Source organism: Streptomyces sp. ADI95-16, assembly GCF_003721495.1.
In the GTDB taxonomy this organism is placed as follows: domain Bacteria; phylum Actinomycetota; class Actinomycetes; order Streptomycetales; family Streptomycetaceae; genus Streptomyces; species Streptomyces goshikiensis.
Genome location: NZ_CP033581.1, coordinates 5,899,123 through 5,917,500, shown reverse-complemented (window position 1 = coordinate 5,917,500; position 18,378 = coordinate 5,899,123). Strand labels below are relative to the sequence as shown.

Annotated in this window: 16 protein-coding genes (1 of these 16 only partly in view); 5 read left to right on the top strand and 11 right to left on the bottom strand. The window is 70.8% G+C overall.

Going from position 1 to position 18,378, the window contains the following annotated elements; all coding sequences use genetic code 11:
• The 3 genes from EES41_RS26605 to thyX form a co-directional block, all read right to left on the bottom strand.
• A protein-coding gene (locus tag EES41_RS26605) for a ribonuclease J (RefSeq protein ID WP_123080608.1) crosses the window boundary here: on the bottom strand, positions 1-1,648 show its 5' portion. Its footprint begins 38 nt before the window's first position; only the first 1,648 of its 1,686 coding nucleotides appear in the window; the start codon lies at positions 1,646-1,648; its stop codon lies off the left edge, out of view.
• 135 nt (positions 1,649-1,783) lie between these two features.
• Positions 1,784-2,683, bottom strand: coding sequence for a 4-hydroxy-tetrahydrodipicolinate synthase (gene dapA, locus EES41_RS26600; RefSeq protein ID WP_123080607.1), 900 nt, complete (start codon positions 2,681-2,683; stop codon positions 1,784-1,786).
• 226 nt (positions 2,684-2,909) lie between these two features.
• Positions 2,910-3,650 (bottom strand): FAD-dependent thymidylate synthase, encoded by a 741-nt coding sequence (gene thyX, locus EES41_RS26595; RefSeq protein WP_073776381.1) that lies wholly within the window; start codon positions 3,648-3,650, stop codon positions 2,910-2,912.
• A 239-nt stretch (positions 3,651-3,889) separates the two neighbouring features.
• On the opposite strand from thyX, the gene EES41_RS26590 reads away from it, so the two are divergent.
• Both EES41_RS26590 and EES41_RS26585 read left to right on the top strand, forming a co-directional pair.
• On the top strand, positions 3,890-4,120 hold the full coding sequence (locus tag EES41_RS26590; protein ID WP_037791093.1) for a hypothetical protein: 231 nt from the start codon (positions 3,890-3,892) through the stop codon (positions 4,118-4,120).
• Between the two features lie 47 nt (positions 4,121-4,167).
• The gene (locus tag EES41_RS26585; protein ID WP_037798233.1) at positions 4,168-4,722 is read left to right on the top strand and encodes a PH domain-containing protein; all 555 of its coding nucleotides are present in this window, start codon (positions 4,168-4,170) and stop codon (positions 4,720-4,722) included.
• Positions 4,723-4,760: 38 nt separating this feature from the next.
• On the opposite strand, the gene EES41_RS26580 is transcribed toward EES41_RS26585, so the two are convergent.
• The 6 genes from EES41_RS26580 to eccD all read right to left on the bottom strand — a co-directional run bounded on the left by EES41_RS26580 (position 4,761) and on the right by eccD (position 11,951).
• Positions 4,761-5,213: a hypothetical protein gene (locus tag EES41_RS26580; RefSeq protein WP_073798437.1), complete on the bottom strand. Its 453-nt coding sequence runs from the start codon at positions 5,211-5,213 to the stop codon at positions 4,761-4,763.
• A 19-nt stretch (positions 5,214-5,232) separates the two neighbouring features.
• Complete coding sequence (gene dapB, locus EES41_RS26575) at positions 5,233-5,988, bottom strand: 4-hydroxy-tetrahydrodipicolinate reductase (protein WP_123080606.1); 756 nt, start codon at positions 5,986-5,988, stop codon at positions 5,233-5,235.
• Between the two features lie 107 nt (positions 5,989-6,095).
• Positions 6,096-7,475, bottom strand: a complete 1,380-nt coding sequence (locus tag EES41_RS26570; protein ID WP_123080605.1) for a pitrilysin family protein — start codon at positions 7,473-7,475, stop codon at positions 6,096-6,098.
• Positions 7,472-9,694, bottom strand: coding sequence for a polyribonucleotide nucleotidyltransferase (locus EES41_RS26565; protein WP_037791090.1), 2,223 nt, complete (start codon positions 9,692-9,694; stop codon positions 7,472-7,474). Before EES41_RS26565 ends, EES41_RS26570 begins: the two co-directional genes overlap by 4 nt.
• Before the next feature lie 280 nt (positions 9,695-9,974).
• Positions 9,975-10,262: a 30S ribosomal protein S15 gene (rpsO, locus tag EES41_RS26560; RefSeq protein ID WP_008737721.1), complete on the bottom strand. Its 288-nt coding sequence runs from the start codon at positions 10,260-10,262 to the stop codon at positions 9,975-9,977.
• A 183-nt stretch (positions 10,263-10,445) separates the two neighbouring features.
• Positions 10,446-11,951 carry a type VII secretion integral membrane protein EccD gene (gene eccD / locus EES41_RS26555; protein ID WP_123080604.1) on the bottom strand — a complete coding sequence of 502 codons (1,506 nt, stop codon included), beginning with the start codon at positions 11,949-11,951 and terminating at the stop codon, positions 10,446-10,448.
• A gap of 219 nt (positions 11,952-12,170) precedes the next feature.
• Here eccD and eccCa point away from each other — a divergent pair, with 219 nt between their 5' ends.
• From eccCa to EES41_RS26540, 3 genes are all read left to right on the top strand, one after another.
• Positions 12,171-16,124, top strand: coding sequence for a type VII secretion protein EccCa (gene eccCa, locus EES41_RS26550; protein ID WP_123080603.1), 3,954 nt, complete (start codon positions 12,171-12,173; stop codon positions 16,122-16,124).
• A gap of 136 nt (positions 16,125-16,260) precedes the next feature.
• Positions 16,261-16,923: a hypothetical protein gene (locus EES41_RS43885; RefSeq protein ID WP_123080602.1), complete on the top strand. Its 663-nt coding sequence runs from the start codon at positions 16,261-16,263 to the stop codon at positions 16,921-16,923.
• Between the two features lie 187 nt (positions 16,924-17,110).
• Positions 17,111-17,344, top strand: a complete 234-nt coding sequence (locus tag EES41_RS26540; RefSeq protein WP_008737714.1) for a DUF397 domain-containing protein — start codon at positions 17,111-17,113, stop codon at positions 17,342-17,344.
• 106 nt (positions 17,345-17,450) lie between these two features.
• On the opposite strand, the gene EES41_RS26535 is transcribed toward EES41_RS26540, so the two are convergent.
• Both EES41_RS26535 and EES41_RS26530 read right to left on the bottom strand, forming a co-directional pair.
• The gene (locus tag EES41_RS26535; RefSeq protein ID WP_123080601.1) at positions 17,451-17,759 is read right to left on the bottom strand and encodes a WXG100 family type VII secretion target; all 309 of its coding nucleotides are present in this window, start codon (positions 17,757-17,759) and stop codon (positions 17,451-17,453) included.
• 45 nt (positions 17,760-17,804) lie between these two features.
• The gene (locus EES41_RS26530) at positions 17,805-18,167 is read right to left on the bottom strand and encodes a WXG100 family type VII secretion target (protein ID WP_254211571.1); all 363 of its coding nucleotides are present in this window, start codon (positions 18,165-18,167) and stop codon (positions 17,805-17,807) included.
• Positions 18,168-18,378 lie beyond the last annotated feature (211 nt).

The following is an 18,378-nucleotide window of genomic DNA, read 5'->3' as shown; positions in this document are numbered from 1 at the left end:
GGCGGTAGCTGTCCGACACCCACTTGCCCATGGTCCGGCGGATGAGCTGCTGGATCTGGTGCGGTTCGGCGACGCCGTCGGCCGCTGCGCGGGCGATGGCTTCCTCGATCTTCGCGATGACCGGGCCGAAGGACGAGTCCTCGATGCCGGAACCGCGGGCCTGGATGTTCGGGCCGCTCACGACCTTGCCCGTGGTGCTGTCGACCACGACGTAGACCGAGACGATGCCCTCGTCACCGAGGATCCGGCGGTCCTTGAGCGAGGCTTCGGTGACGTCGCCGACCGAGAGGCCGTCCACGTACACGTAGCCGGCCTGGACCTTGCCGGAGATGCGGGCCTTGCCGTCGATCAGGTCGACGACCACGCCGTCCTCGGCGATGACGATGCGGTCCTTCGGGACGCCCGTCAGGGCACCGAGCTCGGCGTTGGCGCGCAGGTGGCGCCATTCGCCGTGGACCGGCATCAGGTTCCGCGGCTTGCAGATGTTGTAGAAGTACAGCAGCTCGCCGGCGGAGGCGTGCCCGGAAACGTGCACCTTGGCGTTGCCCTTGTGCACGACGTTGGCGCCCCAGCGGGTCAGGCCGTTGATCACGCGGTAGACCGCGTTCTCGTTGCCCGGGATCAGCGACGACGCCAGGATCACGGTGTCGCCGGGGACGATCCGGATCTGGTGGTCCCGGTTGGCCATGCGGGACAGGGCCGCCATCGGCTCGCCCTGGGAGCCCGTGCAGACCAGGACGACCTCGTGGGCCGGCAGGTCGTCGAGGGTCTTGACGTCCACGACGAGGCCGGCCGGGACCTTCAGGTAGCCCAGGTCGCGCGCGATGCCCATGTTGCGGACCATCGAGCGGCCGACGAAGGCGACCCTGCGGCCGTACTCGTGGGCGGCGTCGAGGATCTGCTGGATGCGGTGCACGTGGCTGGCGAAGCTGGCCACGATGATCCGGTTGTGGGCGTTCGCGAAGACCGTGCGCAGGACATTGGAGATCTCGCGCTCGGGCGGGACGAAGCCCGGGACCTCGGCGTTCGTCGAGTCCGAGAGGAGGAGGTCGATGCCCTCTTCGCTCAGACGCGCGAAGGCGTGCAGGTCGGTGAGGCGCTTGTCCAGCGGCAGCTGGTCCATCTTGAAGTCGCCGGTGGCCACGACCAGGCCGGCGCCGGTGCGGATGGCCACGGCCAGGGCGTCCGGGATGGAGTGGTTGACCGCGATGAACTCGCAGTCGAAGGGGCCGAGGTTCTCGCGCTCGCCTTCCTTCACCTCAAGGGTGTAGGGGCGGATGCGGTGCTCCTGGAGCTTCGCCTCGATGAGGGCCAGCGTCAGCTTGGAGCCGATCAGCGGGATGTCCGGCTTCTCCCGGAGGAGGTAGGGGACGGCGCCGATGTGGTCCTCGTGGCCGTGCGTGAGGACGATGCCCTCGATGTCGTCGAGCCGGTCCCTGATGGACGTGAAGTCCGGGAGGATCAGGTCGATGCCCGGCTGCTCTTCCTCGGGGAAGAGCACGCCGCAGTCGACGATGAGCAGGCGACCGTCGAACTCGAAGACGGTCATGTTGCGGCCGATCTCACCGAGACCACCCAGGGGGGTGACGCGGAGGCCGCCCTTGGGCAGCTTCGGCGGGGCACCGAGTTCAGGATGCGGATGGCTCAAAAGTGTCTCCTCACCACGCACGCCACGTACCCCTTGAGGCACGTGGCGCGCATGTCATTCGTGCACTGACTGGCGTCTGTTTTGTACTTGCTTCGATGCTTCGCGATCGTGCTTATTCAGTTGTGAAGTCTGTTGTCAGAGCTGTACCCCGCCCGCGGCAAGATCGATCTTGAGCTGCGTCGTCTCTTCGGCGGTCAGCTCGACGAGCGGGAGCCGCAGCGGGCCCGCGGGCAGGCCCTGGAGGTTCAGGGCCCCCTTGGTGGTGATCACACCCTGGGTGCGGAACATGCCGGTGAAGACGGGGAGCAGCTTCTGGTGGATCTCGGTGGCCTTCTGGACGTCGCCGCCCAGGTGGGCTTCGAGCAGGGCGCGCAGCTCCGGGGTGACCACGTGGCCGACCACGGAGACGAAGCCGACCGCGCCGACCGACAGGAGCGGCAGGTTCAGCATGTCGTCGCCGGAGTACCAGGCCAGGCCGCTCTGGGCGATGGCCCAGCTGGCGCGGCCGAGGTCGCCCTTGGCGTCCTTGTTGGCCACGATACGGGGGTGCTCGGCCAGCCGGACCAGGGTTTCGGTGTTGATCGGGACACCGCTGCGGCCGGGGATGTCGTAGAGCATGACCGGCAGCTCGGTGGCGTCGGCGATCGCGGTGAAGTGCCGGTGCAGGCCTTCCTGCGGCGGCTTGCTGTAGTACGGGGTCACCGCGAGCAGGCCGTGGGCGCCGGTGCGCTCGGCCTGGCGGGCGAGCTCAAGGGTGTGCCGGGTGTCGTTGGTGCCGATTCCGGCCACGACGTGGGCGCGGTCACCGACCGCTTCGAGTACGGCTCGTACGAGGTCGTTTTTCTCCGCGTCGGTGGTGGTCGGCGACTCACCGGTGGTGCCGTTGACGATCAGGCCGTCGTTGCCTGCGTCCACCAGGTGGACGGCGAGCCGCTGCGCGCCGTCGAGGTCGAGTGCGCCATCCGCCGTGAACGGCGTGATCATGGCGGTGAGGACCCGCCCGAAGGGGGTCTGCGGAGTCGAGATCGGAGCCATGGGTAACACGCTACTCGCTGCCACGCTCGCGGTGTCCCCTCGGGGGACGTCAACAGGGGGTACCTCCCGGTGGCGGCGAGGTGGTGTTGGAGCCCGGCACTGCCTGCTCGGGGGTTCAAGCAGTGCCGGGTCCGTTTGATCAGCCTAGATGAACTTTACGAAACGCCGCAATACGGACACTTGGGACTTCGCTCAGCACATCAGTACGCCATGGGTGCATCGGCCCTTACGGGGCAACGCGCCCGTTGCCGTTGAAGGCGGCGTACGTCAGCGGCATGAGCTGCGCCCAGTGCTGCTCCATCTTCTCGCCGACCATCTCGATCTCCCGCTGCGGGAAGGACGGCACCGCCGCCAGCTCGTGCTGGGTGCGCAGACCGAGGAAGTGCATCAGGGAGCGCGCGTTGCAGGTGGCGTACATCGAGGAGAAAAGACCCACGGGCAGGACCGAACGGGCAACTTCCCGGGCCACGCCCGCCGCCAGCATCTCCTGGTAGGCCTCGTAGGCCTGCCGGTAGGAGTCCTCCATGACCCGGCCCGTCAGCTCCTGCTGCGCCTGGGTGCCCTCGACGAAGACGTACTTGCCCGGGCGGCCCTCCTGGACGAGCTTGCGCTCGGAGTCCGGGACGTAGAAGACCGGCTCCAGCTCCCTGTAGCGGCCCGATTCCTCGTTGTAGGACCAGCCGACGCGGTGCCGCATGAACTCGCGGAACACGAAGATGGGGGCGCTGATGAAGAAGGTCATCGAGTTGTGCTCGAAGGGGCTGCCGTGGCGGTCCCGCATCAGGTAGTTGATGAGGCCCTTGGAACGCTCCGGGTCCTTCTGGAGCTCCTCCAGGGACTGCTCGCCGGCCGTGGAGACCCGGGCGGCCCACAGCACGTCGGAGTCGGCGGCGGAGTGCTTCACCAGCTCCACCGTCACGTCACTGCGGAAGCTGGGTTTCAGGTCTGAAGCGGCGGTCTCGCTCACCGGGGGTCCTTCCGAACATGCGCGGGCTGGGCGCCGCCCACTCTACGGGGCCCCGTAGAGGCGTCCGCGCAGCCCCGGCCCGCGCCGTCGTGACCCGGCCGGCTGACGCGCCGCCATGAATTTTGGTTAATGCCCCGAAATCCGGCACCGATTGGGCCCGCCGATCGTCCTACCTCATAGAACACCAGCCCATCCCGCCGCCGCCCGCCGGCGGCCCGATCGTGAGGAGAGTCGCTCTCATGTTCAGCCGGCGCGAACCCGTTCCGTTCGCATTCGTCGCCGAGGCCGACCGGTTCCGCAGCAATGTCACTCCACCGCCGCGCGAGAGTCTGAGCTGGAGCCAGATGACCGCCCGTAGTCTGGTGGGCCTGACCGTGGTGGCCGGGCTCGTCGGCTCGCTGCTCCTCGGAATGCCCGCACTTCAGCCCAGCAACGCGCCGCAGAAGTCCGAGGCCTCCCAGGGGCGGTAGCCTCACGGCACAGCCCAACCGAACGTGCATGTGAGTGAGGTCCAGCCGTGCCCCTGCCCTTCTTGACGGCCGACGGCGTATTCGAAGCGCATGAAGACGATGCCCTCGCCCACGTCGACCACGACCGCTGGCGCCGGCCCTACCGGCCCGGCCCCTGGCGGGTGGCCGCCGCGGCCCTGCTGCTCCTGCTGGCCGCCTTCATGCTGCTGTCCACGATGATCATCGCGTTCGCGGGCACCTGGCCCGGGGCGCTCATCTGCCTCGCCGCCGCCCTCGCCGTGATCGGGTCCGCGCTGCGGATCCTGCTCGCCGGCGTCTGGGTCAGCCCTTCGGGGCTGCGCCGGGTGGCGTTCCTGCGGACCCGCTCCCTCGCCTGGAACCAGATCGACGAGGTCCGTACGGTGCAGCAGCCGGTGCGCTGGCTGGGGCTGCCGAGGACCGTACAGGGGCAGGCGCTGACGGTCGCCGGGCGCGACGGCGCGGAGCTGCCGGTGCTGCTCACCGACCACAACGCCGACTTCCTGTCCCGGACCGAGGCGTTCGACCGGGCCGCGCACGCGGTCGAGGCCTGGGCCGACGAGTACCGGGCCGTGGCCGCGTAACGACACCGCCGCACGCGGAAAAGCCCGTACAGGCCTGATCAGGCCTGTACGGGCTTTTCCGCGTGCAGGGCGATGGCCCGCTGCATGGCCTTGCGGGCGCGCGGGGTGTCGCGGGCGTCGTGGTAGGCGACGGCGAGGCGGAACCAGCTGCGCCAGTCCCCCGGCGCGTCCTCGGTCTCGGCCTTGCGGCGCGCGAAGACCTCGTCGGCGGAGTCCCGCAGGATCCGGCCGTACTGGTCCCGCTCCAGCTCGTCCACGGGGAGGCCGCCCTCGGACTCCAGCTCGGTCGCGAGCTGGTTGGCCCTGGTGACGAACTGCGTGTTCTTCCAGAGGAACCAGACGCCGATGACCGGCAGGACCAGCACGGCCAGCCCGAACGGGACGGAGATCGGGGTCCCGAGCCGGATCAGCATCAGGCCCCGGCCGCCGACCAGGACGAAGTAGACGGCCAGGACGGCGGCCGTGAGGAAGTACGTGATCTTCGCGCGCATGGGTACTACTGCCTGCTCATCAGCCGAGGTCGAGGAAGTGTTCCAGGCCGAAGGTGAGGCCCGGGGTCTGCGTCACGCGGCGCGCGCCGAGCAGGATGCCCGGCATGAAGCTGCTGTGGTGCAGGGAGTCGTGACGGATGGTGAGGGTCTCGCCCTCGCCGCCGAGCAGCACCTCCTGGTGGGCCAGCAGGCCGCGCAGCCGGATGGCGTGCACCGGGACGCCGTCGACGTCCGCTCCGCGGGCCCCGTCGAGGCCGGTGACGGTGGCGTCGGGCTGCGGGGCGCAGCCGGCCTCGGCGCGGGCGGCGGCGATGAGCTGCGCGGTACGCGTCGCGGTGCCGGAGGGGGCGTCCGCCTTGTTGGGGTGGTGGAGCTCGATGACCTCGACGGACTCGAAGTAGCGGGCGGCCTGGGCGGCGAACTTCATGGTGAGGACGGCGCCGATGGAGAAGTTCGGGGCGATGAGCACACCGGTCTCCGGGGAGCCGGCCAGCCAGCCGCCCAGCTGGGCGAGGCGGTCCTCGGTCCAGCCGGTGGTGCCGACGACGGCGTGGATGCCGTGGCGGATGCAGAAGTCGAGGTTGCCCATGACGGAGGCGGGGGTGGTGAGCTCCACGGCGACCTGGGCGCCGGTCTCGGCCAGCGTCTCCAGTTTGTCGCCGCGGGAGAGGGCGGCGACGAGTTCCATGTCCTCGGCGGCCTCGACGGCCTTGACCGCCTCGGCGCCGATGCGTCCCTTGGCTCCGAGAACCGCGACCCGCAGCTTGCTGCTCATCTGGATCTTCCTTCGCTGGTCGTGGCGGCCAGGCCGCCGGTCGTACGTCGTGCGGGGCGGACGCCCGCCGGCGGCCCCGGGAGGGGCGGCCGGCGGGCGTCCGGACCTCAGACCACCGCTTCGTCGAGGCGGGCGGCCTGCTTCTCCTTCAGCGGGCCGATCACCGCGAGCGACGGGCGCTGGGCCAGGACGTCCTGGGCGACCGCGCGGACGTCGTCCGGGGTCACCGTGGCGATCCGGGCCAGCATGTCGTCGACGGACATCTGATCGCCCCAGCAGAGCTCGCTCTTGCCGATGCGGTTCATGATGGCACCGGTGTCTTCGAGGCCGAGGACGGTGGAGCCGGAGAGCTGGCCGACGGCCCGCCTGATCTCCTCGTCGGTGAGGCCGTCGGCGGCGACCTTGTCGAGCTCGTCGCGGCAGATCCGCAGCACGTCGTGGACCTGGCTGGGCCGGCAGCCCGCGTAGACGCCGAAGAGCCCGGTGTCGGCGAAGCCGGAGGTGTACGAGTACACGCTGTAGGCCAGGCCGCGCTTCTCCCGGACCTCCTGGAAGAGGCGGGAGGACATGCCGCCGCCGAGGGCGGTGTTCAGCACGCCCAGGGCCCAGCGGCGCTCGTCGGTGCGGGCCAGACCGGGCATGCCGAGGACCACGTGGGCCTGCTCGGTCTTGCGGTTGATCAGCTCGACGCGGCCGGAGGTGCGGATCCGCTTCGTGCCGCCGCGCGGGCCGATCGGCTCGGCGTCGGTGCGGGTCAGCGCGCCGGCCTTCTCGAAGGCGGCGCGGACCTGGCGGACGACCTTGTTGTGGTCGACGTTGCCGGCGGCGGCCACGACGAGGTGGGTCGGGTCGTAGTGCTTCTTGTAGAAGCGCCGGATCCGGTCGGCGGTGAGCGCGTTGATCGTGTCGACGGTGCCGAGGACGGGACGCCCCAGCGGGGTCTCGCCGAACATGGTCTGCGCGAACAGGTCGTGCACGCAGTCGCCCGGGTCGTCCTCGGTCATCGCGATCTCTTCGAGGATGACGCCGCGCTCGGCGTCGACGTCCTCCTCGCGGATCAGCGAGCCGGTGAGCATGTCGCAGACCACGTCGATGGCCAGCGGCAGGTCGGTGTCGAGCACCCGCGCGTAGTAGCAGGTGTACTCCTTCGCCGTGAAGGCGTTCATCTCGCCGCCGACCGCGTCGATCGCGGAGGAGATGTCGAGGGCACTGCGCTTCTCGGTGCCCTTGAAGAGGAGGTGCTCCAGGTAGTGCGTGGCGCCGTTCAGCGTGGGCGTCTCGTCGCGGGAACCGACGTGCGCCCAGATGCCGAACGTGGCGGAGCGGACGGAGGGCAGCGTCTCGGTGACGATGCGCAGTCCGCCGGGGAGGACCGTGCGGCGGACGGTGCCGACGCCGCCCTGCCCCTTGAGCAGGGTTTGGGTACGGGCGACGGCCCGCCCCTCCGAAGAGGGGCGGGCCGTCACACGGGAACTACGCGACGTCACTTGTCGGAGTCGTCCTTGTCGGCATCGGCGTCGGCGGCTTCGCCCTCGATCACGGGGATCAGGGAAAGCTTGCCGCGGGAGTCGATCTCGGCGATCTCGACCTGCACCTTGGTGCCGACCGCGACCACGTCCTCGACGTTCTCCACGCGCTTGCCACCGGCGAGCTTGCGGATCTGCGAGATGTGGAGCAGGCCGTCCTTGCCGGGCATGAGGGAGACGAAGGCACCGAAGGTGGTGGTCTTGACGACCGTACCCAGGTAGCGCTCGCCGACCTCCGGCATGGTCGGGTTGGCGATCGCGTTGATCGTGGCGCGGGCGGCCTCGGCGGCCGGGCCGTCGGCGGCACCGATGTAGATGGTGCCGTCGTCCTCGATCGTGATCTCGGCGCCGGTGTCCTCCTGGATCTGGTTGATCATCTTGCCCTTGGGGCCGATGACCTCACCGATCTTGTCCACGGGGATCTTGACCGTGATGATCCGCGGGGCGAACGGGGACATGGCGTCCGGCGTGTCGATCGCTTCCATCATCACGTCGAGGATGTGGAGGCGGGCGTCGCGGGCCTGCTTGAGGGCGGCGGCCAGGACCGAGGCCGGGATGCCGTCGAGCTTGGTGTCCAGCTGGAGCGCGGTGACGAACTCCTTGGTGCCGGCGACCTTGAAGTCCATGTCGCCGAACGCGTCCTCCGCACCGAGGATGTCGGTGAGGGCGACGTAGTGGGTCTTGCCGTCGATCTCCTGGGAGATCAGGCCCATGGCGATGCCGGCGACGGGGGCCTTGAGGGGCACACCGGCGTTCAGCAGCGACATGGTGGAGGCGCAGACCGAGCCCATGGACGTCGAACCGTTGGAGCCGAGGGCCTCGGACACCTGACGGATCGCGTAGGGGAACTCCTCGCGGGTCGGGAGGACCGGCACGATCGCGCGCTCGGCGAGCGCGCCGTGGCCGATCTCGCGGCGCTTCGGCGAACCGACGCGGCCGGTCTCGCCGACGGAGTACGGCGGGAAGTTGTAGTTGTGCATGTAGCGCTTGCGGGTCACCGGGGAGAGGGTGTCCAGCTGCTGCTCCATGCGGAGCATGTTGAGGGTGGTGACGCCCAGGATCTGGGTCTCGCCACGCTCGAACAGCGCCGAGCCGTGCACGCGCGGGATGGCCTCGACCTCGGCGGCGAGGGTACGGATGTCCGTGATCCCGCGGCCGTCGATGCGGACCTTGTCCTTGATGACGCGCTCGCGCACCAGGGCCTTGGTCAGGCTGCGGTAGGCGGCGGAGATCTCCTTCTCGCGGCCCTCGAAGGCCGGGAGGAGCTTCTCGGCGGCGATCTCCTTGACGCGGTCCAGCTCGGCCTCGCGGTCCTGCTTGCCCGCGATGGTCAGCGCCTGGGAGAGGTCACCCTTGACGGCGGCCGCGAGGGCCTCGTACACGTCGTCCTGGTAGTCCAGGAAGACCGGGAACTCGCCCTCGGGCTTGGCGGCCTTGGCGGCCAGGTCGGCCTGGGCCTTGCAGAGGACCTTGATGAACGGCTTCGCGGCGTCCAGACCGGCGGCGACGATCTCCTCGGTCGGCGCCTCGGCGCCGCCCTTGACGAGGGCGATGGTCTTCTCGGTGGCCTCGGCCTCGACCATCATGATCGCGACGTCGCCGTCCTCCAGGACGCGACCCGCGACGACCATGTCGAAGACGGCGTCCTCAAGCTCGGTGTGCGTCGGGAACGCCACCCACTGGCCGCGGATCAGCGCGACGCGGACGCCGCCGATCGGACCGGAGAAGGGCAGACCGGCCAGCTGGGTGGACGCGGAGGCGGCGTTGATCGCCACGACGTCGTACAGGTGGTCGGGGTTGAGGGCCATGATCGTCGCGACGACCTGGATCTCGTTGCGCAGGCCCTTCTTGAAGGACGGGCGCAGCGGGCGGTCGATCAGGCGGCAGGTGAGGATCGCGTCCTCGGAGGGCCGGCCCTCACGACGGAAGAAGGAGCCGGGGATCTTGCCGGCCGCGTACTGCCGCTCCTCGACGTCCACCGTCAGGGGGAAGAAGTCGAGCTGGTCCTTGGGCTTCTTCGACGCGGTGGTGGCGGACAGCACCATCGTGTCGTCGTCCAGGTAGGCAACGGCGGAGCCGGCGGCCTGGCGGGCCAGACGGCCCGTCTCGAAGCGGATGGTGCGGGTGCCGAAGGAACCGTTGTCAATGACGGCCTCGGCGTAGTGGGTCTCGTTCTCCACTAGCGTTTTCTCCATATTCGTCGTCTCCGTCCGCCACCCGTGTGGTGGAGGACGGTGTCGGAGAAGCGCTCCTGGCGTGCGGGCCGGTCTTCGATCGAAGCACCCGGTTCGTGGCCCGTGGGGCCTTCCGGATGCCACTACCGAGGACCGGCGGCGTAGGGAGGGCGCTCCTCCTCTTCTGTTGTGCGCTCTCCCAGACTACAAAGCGTCCGGTACGTCGCGCACGTACAGCAAAGGGAGCGGCCCCCTCAGAGTGGGGTCCGCTCCCTTCACAGCGTCTTTACTTGGCGCCGGCCGCACCGCGGCGGATGCCGAGGCGCTCGACCAGCGTACGGAAGCGCTGGATGTCCTTCTTGGCCAGGTACTGCAGCAGGCGGCGACGCTGGCCGACCAGGATCAGCAGACCACGACGGGAGTGGTGGTCGTGCTTGTGGGTCTTGAGGTGCTCGGTCAGGTCCGAGATGCGGCGGGACAGCATCGCGACCTGGACCTCGGGGGAGCCGGTGTCGCCCTCCTTGGCACCAAACTCTGCGATGAGCTGCTTCTTCGTTGCGGCGTCGAGCGGCACGCGTACTCCTCGTAATAGGTCTTCGTAGCCACCGAGTGCCCCAGGTCGAATTCTCTGGGGAGCTTCCGTAACTCGGGAGGCGGGGTCCGCTGGGCGCAGTCCACAGACCCTCTGTCGAGGAATCCGGGGGACGCGTACACAAACGGCCGTCACACAGCGTACCAGGCTGCCGGGTCGCGGCTCTCAGCTGGTGAGAGAGCGGGCCCGGGAGTAGACGTCGAGCACGGCCAGGGCCAGCGGGACCAGGCTGAGCAGTGCCGCGGCCTCGGTGAGGTCGAGGAGCCGTCCCCAGAAGGGTGACAGGCCCTTGCGGGGGATGACAAGCGCAATTCCGGCGAGCAGGGCCGCGCCGGCGGCGACGGCGGCGGAGAGCCAGATCGTACGGAGGTCCATGCCGCCGCGGTCGTGGTAGCGGACGAGGTCGAGGACCAGGCCGGCCGGCGGGTGCAGCGACAGGCCGAGGATCAGCAGCCCGACGGCGGCGAGGCCCGCCACCAGGGTGCACACCACCTGCGAGGTGTAGCGGAAGAGCCGGGCGCGCAGCAGCATCGCCAGGCCGGTGGCGAGGGCGAGGAGGCGGCCCCAGGTGTTGTCGGAGAAGCCGAGGACGGCGGCGGAGCCGACGGCGACCGCGGCGCAGCCGCCGACGAGGCCGAGGAGCATCTCGTGGCCGCGGCGGGCCTGGGCGGCTATCTGCTCGGCGTCCAGGGAGGCGGCGGGGTCGCGCTGCTCGGAGCCGGCGGCCTCGCCGTACGGCTCGGCCTCGTACCGGTCCGGGGTCTCGTAATCCTCTACGGAGCTCTGCGGGGCGGCGTACCCGATGGGCAGCCGGGCGAAGCGGGCGGAGAGGCCGGGGAGGAAGGCGACGAGCCCGATGGCGGCGGGCGCGCAGACGGCGGCGGTGGCGGTCGCGGAGGCGCCGGTGGCGATGGCCGTGAAGGTGGCGAGGGTGCCGGTGGCGCCGAGGAAGGTGGTGGCCACGAAGGGGGCGTCGCCGCTGGGGGTGAGCGCGACCAGGGTGACGGAGGCGACGAGGACGCAGACGCAGCCGAGCAGGAACTGCAGGCGGCCCGGTCCCTCGCCGGCGGCGGGGGCGACGATGCCGGCGCCGGCGATCAGCAGGTGCGGCAGCGCGCCGAGGCCGAGGGCGACGGCGGAGCCCCGGTCGCGGTAGACGCGGGCCCGCACCCCGGCGGCGGCGGTGAGCAGGACGCCGACGGCTCCGGCGATGACGCCGGGCAGGCCGTGCATGTCGTGCCGGACGGGGTCGGCGTACCAGAGGACGAAGCCGAGCAGGACGAGCAGGACGGCGGCGCCGGCCAGGCCCGCGCCGCGCAGCATGTCGTCGCTCCAGCGGTGCCGGTCGCGGACGACGGCGGAGGCGACGGCGTCGGAGACGTCGTCGAAGACGGCGGGCGGCAGGGACTCGGCGAAGGGGCGCAGGCTGAGCACCTCGCCGTCGAGGACCTGCTGGGCGGCGAGGCTGCGGGCGCCGTCGAGGACGGTGCCGGAGCGGCGGACCAGGTGGAAGCCGGTCGGGGCGCCGACGGGCTGGGTCTGGCCGGTGAGGCGCAGCAGCTCGGGGTAGACGTCGGCGACGGCTATGTCCTCGGGGAGGGCGACGTCGATCCGGCTGTCGGGTGCCACGACGGTGACCCTGCAGAAGCCCGTCGCCTCGGCCGTACTCACCTGTGTGACCCCCCTGGTTGGCGATGTCTCCGCCCGGCCTGACGAGGTGTCGGCGGCGTCGGATTCGCGGATGCGCATGCTGCGCGCGCCACCCTACCGGGAGTATGCGTGACTGTCGGCAAGTAGGATCACCGGCGCGGGAAGGAGACCCCCTCCCCGCCCGGGACTTGGGGGCGCCGGTTGCGACGTCCCGTCCGTTTTCGAGGGATTGATGCTCCGGTGAGCCAGATCGTCGTCAAACGCCCGCCGCGGGCCCTGCCGCCCGAAGTCCCTTCGGAGGAGCTGCGGCTGGAGGGGCCACCGGAACTGCCGCGGGGGCAGCAGGAGGGCATGCTGATGCAGCTCCTGCCGATGCTCGGCATGGGTTCGTCGGTGGTGTTCTTCTTCATGCCGGGTGCGGCGCCCTTCATGCGCATCATGGGTGTGCTGATGCTGGCGTCCACGGTGGGAATGGTGATCGCGCAGCTGGTGCGCTTCCGGCGCGGTACGCAGGGGCAAATGGCCGATGTGCGCCGGGACTACCTCAAGTACCTCGCGCAGACGCGCCGTCAGGTGCGGCGGACCGCGCGGGCGCAGCGTGACGCCCAGCTGTATCTGCACCCGGCCCCGGAGCAGTTGTGGTCGGTGGTGGCCGAGGGTTCGCGGCTGTGGGAGCGGCGCGTCGGCGACGGCGACTTCGGGCAGGCCCGGCTGGGGCTGGGCGCGCAGCGGCTGGCGACCGCGCTGGTGGCTCCGGACACGGCGCCGGTGGACGAGCTGGAGCCGCTGACGGCGGGCGCGATGCAGCGCTTCCTGAAGGTGCACTCCTCGCTGGACGGGCTGCCGATGGCGGTGTCGATCCGGGCGTTCTACCACGTGACGGTGTCCGGGGAGGCGGAGTCGGCGCGCGGGACGGCGCGGGCGCTGGTGGCGCAGCTGGCGACGCTGCACTCCCCCGAGGACCTGATGGTGGCCGTGGTGGCGGCGCCGGGTGCGGTGCCTTCGTGGGACTGGACGAAGTGGCTGCCGCACACGCAGCTGCCGGGTCAGGTCGACGGGGCGGGTACGAAGCGGCTGTTCGGCGATGACCTGGCTGAGCTGGAGGGGCTGCTGGGCTCCCGGCTGGACGGCCGGCCGCGGTTCAGCCGCGAGGTGTCGCCGGTGCTGGACCAGCCGCACCTGGTGGTGGTGCTCGACGGCGGGATGGTTCCGCCGGACTCGGTGTTCGCGGCGGCCGAGGGGCTGCAGGGCGTGACCATGGTCGAGGTGGTCGCGGGCGAGCTCGACGAGCCGCGCGGCGGGCTGTCGGTCGTGGTGCGGCCGGGCCGGCTGCGGCTGGAGTCGGGCGGCGGCGTGGCGTACGAGGGGGTGCCGGACACCCTGTCGCTGCCTGCGGCTGAGGCGCTCGCGCGGCAGCTGGCGCCGCTGCGTACGGGCGGTGGGGACGACGACGAGCCGCTGCTGGCCAATCTGGACTTCACGGACCTGCTGAACCTGGGCGACGCGGCGCAGGTCGACGTGGCCCGGACCTGGCGGCCGCGGTCGGCCGGTGAGCGGCTGCGCGTGCCGATCGGGGTCGGCGAGGGCGGCGCCCCGGTGATGCTGGACCTCAAGGAGGCCGCGCAGGAGGGCATGGGCCCGCACGGTCTGTGCGTGGGCGCGACGGGTTCGGGCAAGTCGGAGCTGCTGCGCACGCTGGTGCTGGGTCTGGCGGTCACGCACACCTCGGAGACGCTGAACTTCGTCCTCGCGGACTTCAAGGGCGGTGCGACCTTCACCGGGATGGGGCAGATGCCGCACGTCGCGGCGGTCATCACGAACCTGGCGGACGACCTGACGCTCGTGGACCGCATGGGCGACTCGATCCGCGGTGAGCTCCAGCGCCGGCAGGAGCTGCTGCGTTCGGCGGGCAACTACGCGAACATCCACGACTACGAGAAGGCGCGCGCGGCGGGTGCCCCGCTGGAGCCGCTGGCCTCGCTGGTGCTGGTCATCGACGAGTTCTCGGAACTGCTGACCGCGAAGCCGGACTTCATCGACATGTTCATCCAGATCGGCCGCATCGGCCGCTCGCTGGGCGTGCACCTGCTGCTGGCCTCGCAGCGCCTGGAGGAGGGCAAGCTGCGCGGGCTGGACACGTACCTGTCGTACCGGATCGGCCTGCGGACCTTCTCGGCGGCGGAGTCGCGGACCGCGATCGGCGTGCCGGACGCGTACCACCTGCCGTCGGTGCCGGGTTCGGGCTACCTGAAGTTCGGTACGGACGAGATGACGCGCTTCAAGGCGGCGTACGTCTCGGGTACCTACCGTTCGGGCGGGCCGGACCTGTCGGTCGGGCTGTTCCCGGTGGAGCGGCGCCCGGCGCTGTTCACGGCGGCCCCGGTGCCGGTGGTGTACGCGGCTCCGGACCCGGCGTACCTGGCGGCGCAGACGGAGCGGGAGGACGAGGCGCTGGCGGACACGGTGCTGGACGTGATCGTGGGCCGGCTGGAGGGGCAGGGGGTGCCCGCGCACCAGGTGTGGCTGCCGCCGCTGGACCGGGCGCCGTCGCTGGACCAGCTGCTGCCGGCGCTGGCGCCGAGCGAGGCGCGGGGCCTGCACGCGCAGGGGTACACGCGGCCCGGCGGGCTCGTCGTACCGCTCGGCCTGATCGACAAGCCGTTCGAGCAGCGGCGCGAGGTGCTGTACCGGGACTTCTCGGGTGCGGCGGGCCACATGATCGTGGTCGGCGGTCCGCAGTCGGGCAAGTCGACGCTGATGCGGACGCTGATCTCCTCGTTCGCGCTCACGCACACCCCGCGCGAGGTGCAGTTCTACGGGCTGGACTTCGGCGGTGGCAGCCTGTCGGCGGTGGCGGAGCTGCCGCACGTCGGCGGGATCGCCTCGCGCCTGGACCCGGAGCGGGTGCGCCGGACCGTCGCGGAGGTGGGGGGCATCCTCAACCGGCGCGAGGAGTTCTTCCGCGCCCACGGCATCGACTCCATCGGCACGTACCGGCGCCGGCGCGCGGCGGGCGACCTGCCGGGCGAGGCGTGGGGCGACGTGTTCCTGGTGGTGGACGGCTGGGGCACGTTCCGCAACGAGTACGACGGCCTGGAGCAGGTCGTCACCGACATCGCGTCCCGGGGTCTGGGCTACGGCATCCACGTGGTGATCACCGCGGCCCGGTACATGGAGGTGCGGGCCGCGCTCAAGGACCAGATGCTGAGCCGGCTGGAGCTGCGGCTCGGTGACGTCATGGACTCCGAGTTCGACCGCAAGGTCGCGGCGAACGTGCCGACGGGGATGCCGGGGCGCGGTCAGGTGCCGGAGAAGCTGCACTTCCTCGGCGCGCAGCCGCGGATCGACGGCGAGCACGACCCGGAGGACCTGTCGCAGGCCACGGCCGCGTTCGTGTCGGCGGTCAAGCAGCACTGGTCGGGGGCCGCGGCTCCGGGCGTACGGCTGCTGCCGCGGCTGCTGCACGCGGACCAGCTGCCCAAGGGCGGGGAGCACCCCGGTGCCGGGCTGTCGATCGGCATCGACGAGACGGCGCTGGAGCCGGTGTTCATCGACTTCGACACCGATCCGTTCCTGCTCGTCTTCGGTGAGAGCGAGTCCGGCAAGACGAACCTGCTGCGGCTGATCGCGCAGCGGATCGCGGAGCGGTACACGCCGGACCAGGCGAAGCTCGTCGTGGGCGACTACCGGCGCGGTCTGCTGGGGGCGCTGCCGGAGGAGCACCTGCTGGAGTACGCGCCGATGGCGGGCTCCCTGCAGATGCACATGGAGGCGCTGGCCGGGGTGTTCGCGCGGCGGCAGCCGCCGACGGACGTCACCCCGCAGCAGCTGCGCGACCGCAGCTGGTGGACGGGCCCGGACGTGTTCATCGTCATCGACGACTACGACCTGGTGGCCACGAGCCAGGGCAATCCGCTGAACCCCCTGGTGGAGTTCCTGCCGTTCGCCCGGGACACCGGGGTCCGCTTCATCATCGCGCGCAACTCGGCGGGGGCCTCGCGCTCCATGTACGAGCCGTTCATCCAGCGGATCAAGGAGCTGGGCGCGCAGGGCCTGCTGCTGTCGGGCGATCCTTCCGAGGGCGAGCTGGTCGGCAATGTCCGGCCGCGGCCGATGCCGCCGGGCCGGGGCTACTTCGCCTCGCGCAGGCGCGGTACCCCGCTGGTGCAGCTGGGCCGGATGCCCGGCATGTGATCGGGCGGGTGATGTCCACCCGCGGGCCCGGAAACTGTCCGGGCCCGCGGTCTTTCGGGCGCGGTCCTGGGGGCCCGCTCTTCGGGCCCGGTCTCCTCGGGCGCGGTCCCGTCCTTCGAGAAAGGCGTGAACTTCGGTGATACGTGTACGTGGCCTCGGACGCTCCGGGCGCCGGTGTGCGGCTCCGGCCGCGGCGGCGGCGGTCGCGGCCCTCCTGCTGAGCGGCTGCTCGGGCGGCGGGGACTCGCTCAGCCTCGGCTCGTTGCAGGAGAAGGCGGCGGAGATCGGCGGGGACGGGGCGGCCGACTGCCCCCTGGCGTACGACCTGGCCGAGGCGGCGAAGACCGCCGGGGTGTCCCTGGTGGCCGGGCCGGGCAACACGCAGGGCGAGCAGCCCGCCGTCACCGCCGAGGACGGCCGCAAGGCCCCCGAGGGGTCTGCGTGGGCGGCCAACCCCGGAGCGCTGGTGAGCTGCACCTTCCACCTCGGGCAGGAGGACGTGGAGCTGCACACGGTGGCCACCGGGAAGGCGCAGGCGCTGTCCGTCCTCGCCCCGGTGGCCCAGCGGGCGGCCGGCATCGGCGTCGACGACCTGGGCACGTTCCTGGGGGACGCGGCCGCGGCGAAGAAGGGCGTCCCGGTCGTGGCCAAGAACGGGAACGTGGCCGCGGCGCGGCTCGGGCTCGACGGCCCGGGGGACGCGTCCCTGCTGCTGACCGTCGGGGACTCGGGCAAGAGCGGGCTGGGCGCCGAGCAGGTCGGGGCGCTGGCGAAGGCACTCGCCGGCCAGCTCGGCTAGGCCGCGGCCAGGCCCGCGGCCAGGCCGTCCCTTCCGGACCCTTCCGGACCCCGCCGGCGAGGCAAGATCCGCAAGAGAGGGCCCAGCCGGGGGAAACCCTCCCCCGGCGGGCCCGCAGCACCGATAATCGGCAGCGAAGACCTCAGCAGCACCGGCACCACCGAGGGAACCGAGGGAAAGGCCGCACATGGGCACCCAGCAGGAGAAGGACGAGCTGTACGCGCTCGACATCAGCGGCGTGGAGTGGGAAGGACCGCCCGGGACCAGCCCGAGCGAGGAACGGGTCGAGATCGCGAAGCTGCCCGGCGGCGCCGTGGCCATGCGGTCCTCCCTGGACCCCGACACCGTGCTGCGCTACACGGCCGCCGAGTGGGAGGCGTTCGTACTCGGTGCCAGGGACGGCGAGTTCGACCTGACGTAGCAGGCAGGCCGGCCGGTCGAACAGCCGAACGGCCTGCTGAACGCCGAAGGGGCGCGCCCGGGTTCGGGCGCGCCCCTTCGGTGCGTTCGGGCTCGGTGCTCCGGGCTCAGTAGGCCTCGGAGAACAGGTGCGAGGCCTTGATGTCGGTGGCACGGTAGTTGCCCTTGCCGTGCTCGATCAGCTTGGCGGTTTCCTCGAGCTTGTCGCGCATGTGCTCGGCGCGGCCCTTGTAGTCCTTCTGGACGCCCACGTACTTCGCGTGCGCCTCACCGTCCCAGGTGTCGGTGACGACGGTGAGCGCGGCGTCCATCTCCGCGAGGTCCTTGACGATGTTCTGGGAAATCGTGCGGATCCGGTCCGCCATCTGCTGGACGGTTTCGTACCGTACCCGGGTGTGGCCGTCGGAACCAGACATGTTCTTCTCCTTAGAGCGTGGGGTGACGAGTACTCGGATCCGGGGTCAGACGCCGTTGAGGCCGGACGTGTTGGCCGGGGGCGCGGCGGCCGGTCCGGTGTCGGAACCGAGCTTCCGGAAGGCCTGGAGGACCTCGTCGTCCTGGGCGTTGCTGAGGTTCTTGGTCTGCGCCACGGCGTTGTGCAGGACGCCGAGCAGCGTACGGATCCGGTCGTGGTCCTCGTTGATCATGATCTGCGCGCTCTTGAACGCGTTGGCGCCGACACCGGTCCAGCCGGCGCCCACCGTCTCGATGATGTCGGCCAGTTCGCGGGACTGCTTGCTGACGGCCTCGGCCGTCTCGGAAATCCTGGACTTGGCCTTGACGATGGGATCGTCTGCGAGACCGAAACCGCTGTTGATGCTCACCCGAAGCTCCTCACTTCTCAATTCGCCGGCGAGACCGGCGGACTGGGCAGCGGAGCGGACGTTCCGGGGCGCGGCAGCGAGCCGCACGCCTCTGGAATCCCCCTCCGCTTCACGCCAATCCCCCGATCACAGTCGTGAAGCCTGGCGCCACTCTAGCCACTCCAACCGCCTTGCCCAACACCGGTTGGCCGGTTCTGTGGATGAACTGTGA

What these genes read in the sequence shown, in the direction of transcription:
- EES41_RS26535 (WP_123080601.1), bottom strand. Translation starts at nt 17,759, where the DNA reads ATGTCTGGTTCCGACGGCCACACCCGGGTACGGTACGAAACCGTCCAG.
- EES41_RS26590 (WP_037791093.1), top strand. Translation starts at nt 3,890, where the DNA reads ATGTTCAGCCGGCGCGAACCCGTTCCGTTCGCATTCGTCGCCGAGGCC.
- dapA (WP_123080607.1), bottom strand. Translation starts at nt 2,683, where the DNA reads ATGGCTCCGATCTCGACTCCGCAGACCCCCTTCGGGCGGGTCCTCACC.
- EES41_RS26540 (WP_008737714.1), top strand. Translation starts at nt 17,111, where the DNA reads ATGGGCACCCAGCAGGAGAAGGACGAGCTGTACGCGCTCGACATCAGC.
- dapB (WP_123080606.1), bottom strand. Translation starts at nt 5,988, where the DNA reads ATGAGCAGCAAGCTGCGGGTCGCGGTTCTCGGAGCCAAGGGACGCATC.
- EES41_RS26580 (WP_073798437.1), bottom strand. Translation starts at nt 5,213, where the DNA reads ATGCGCGCGAAGATCACGTACTTCCTCACGGCCGCCGTCCTGGCCGTC.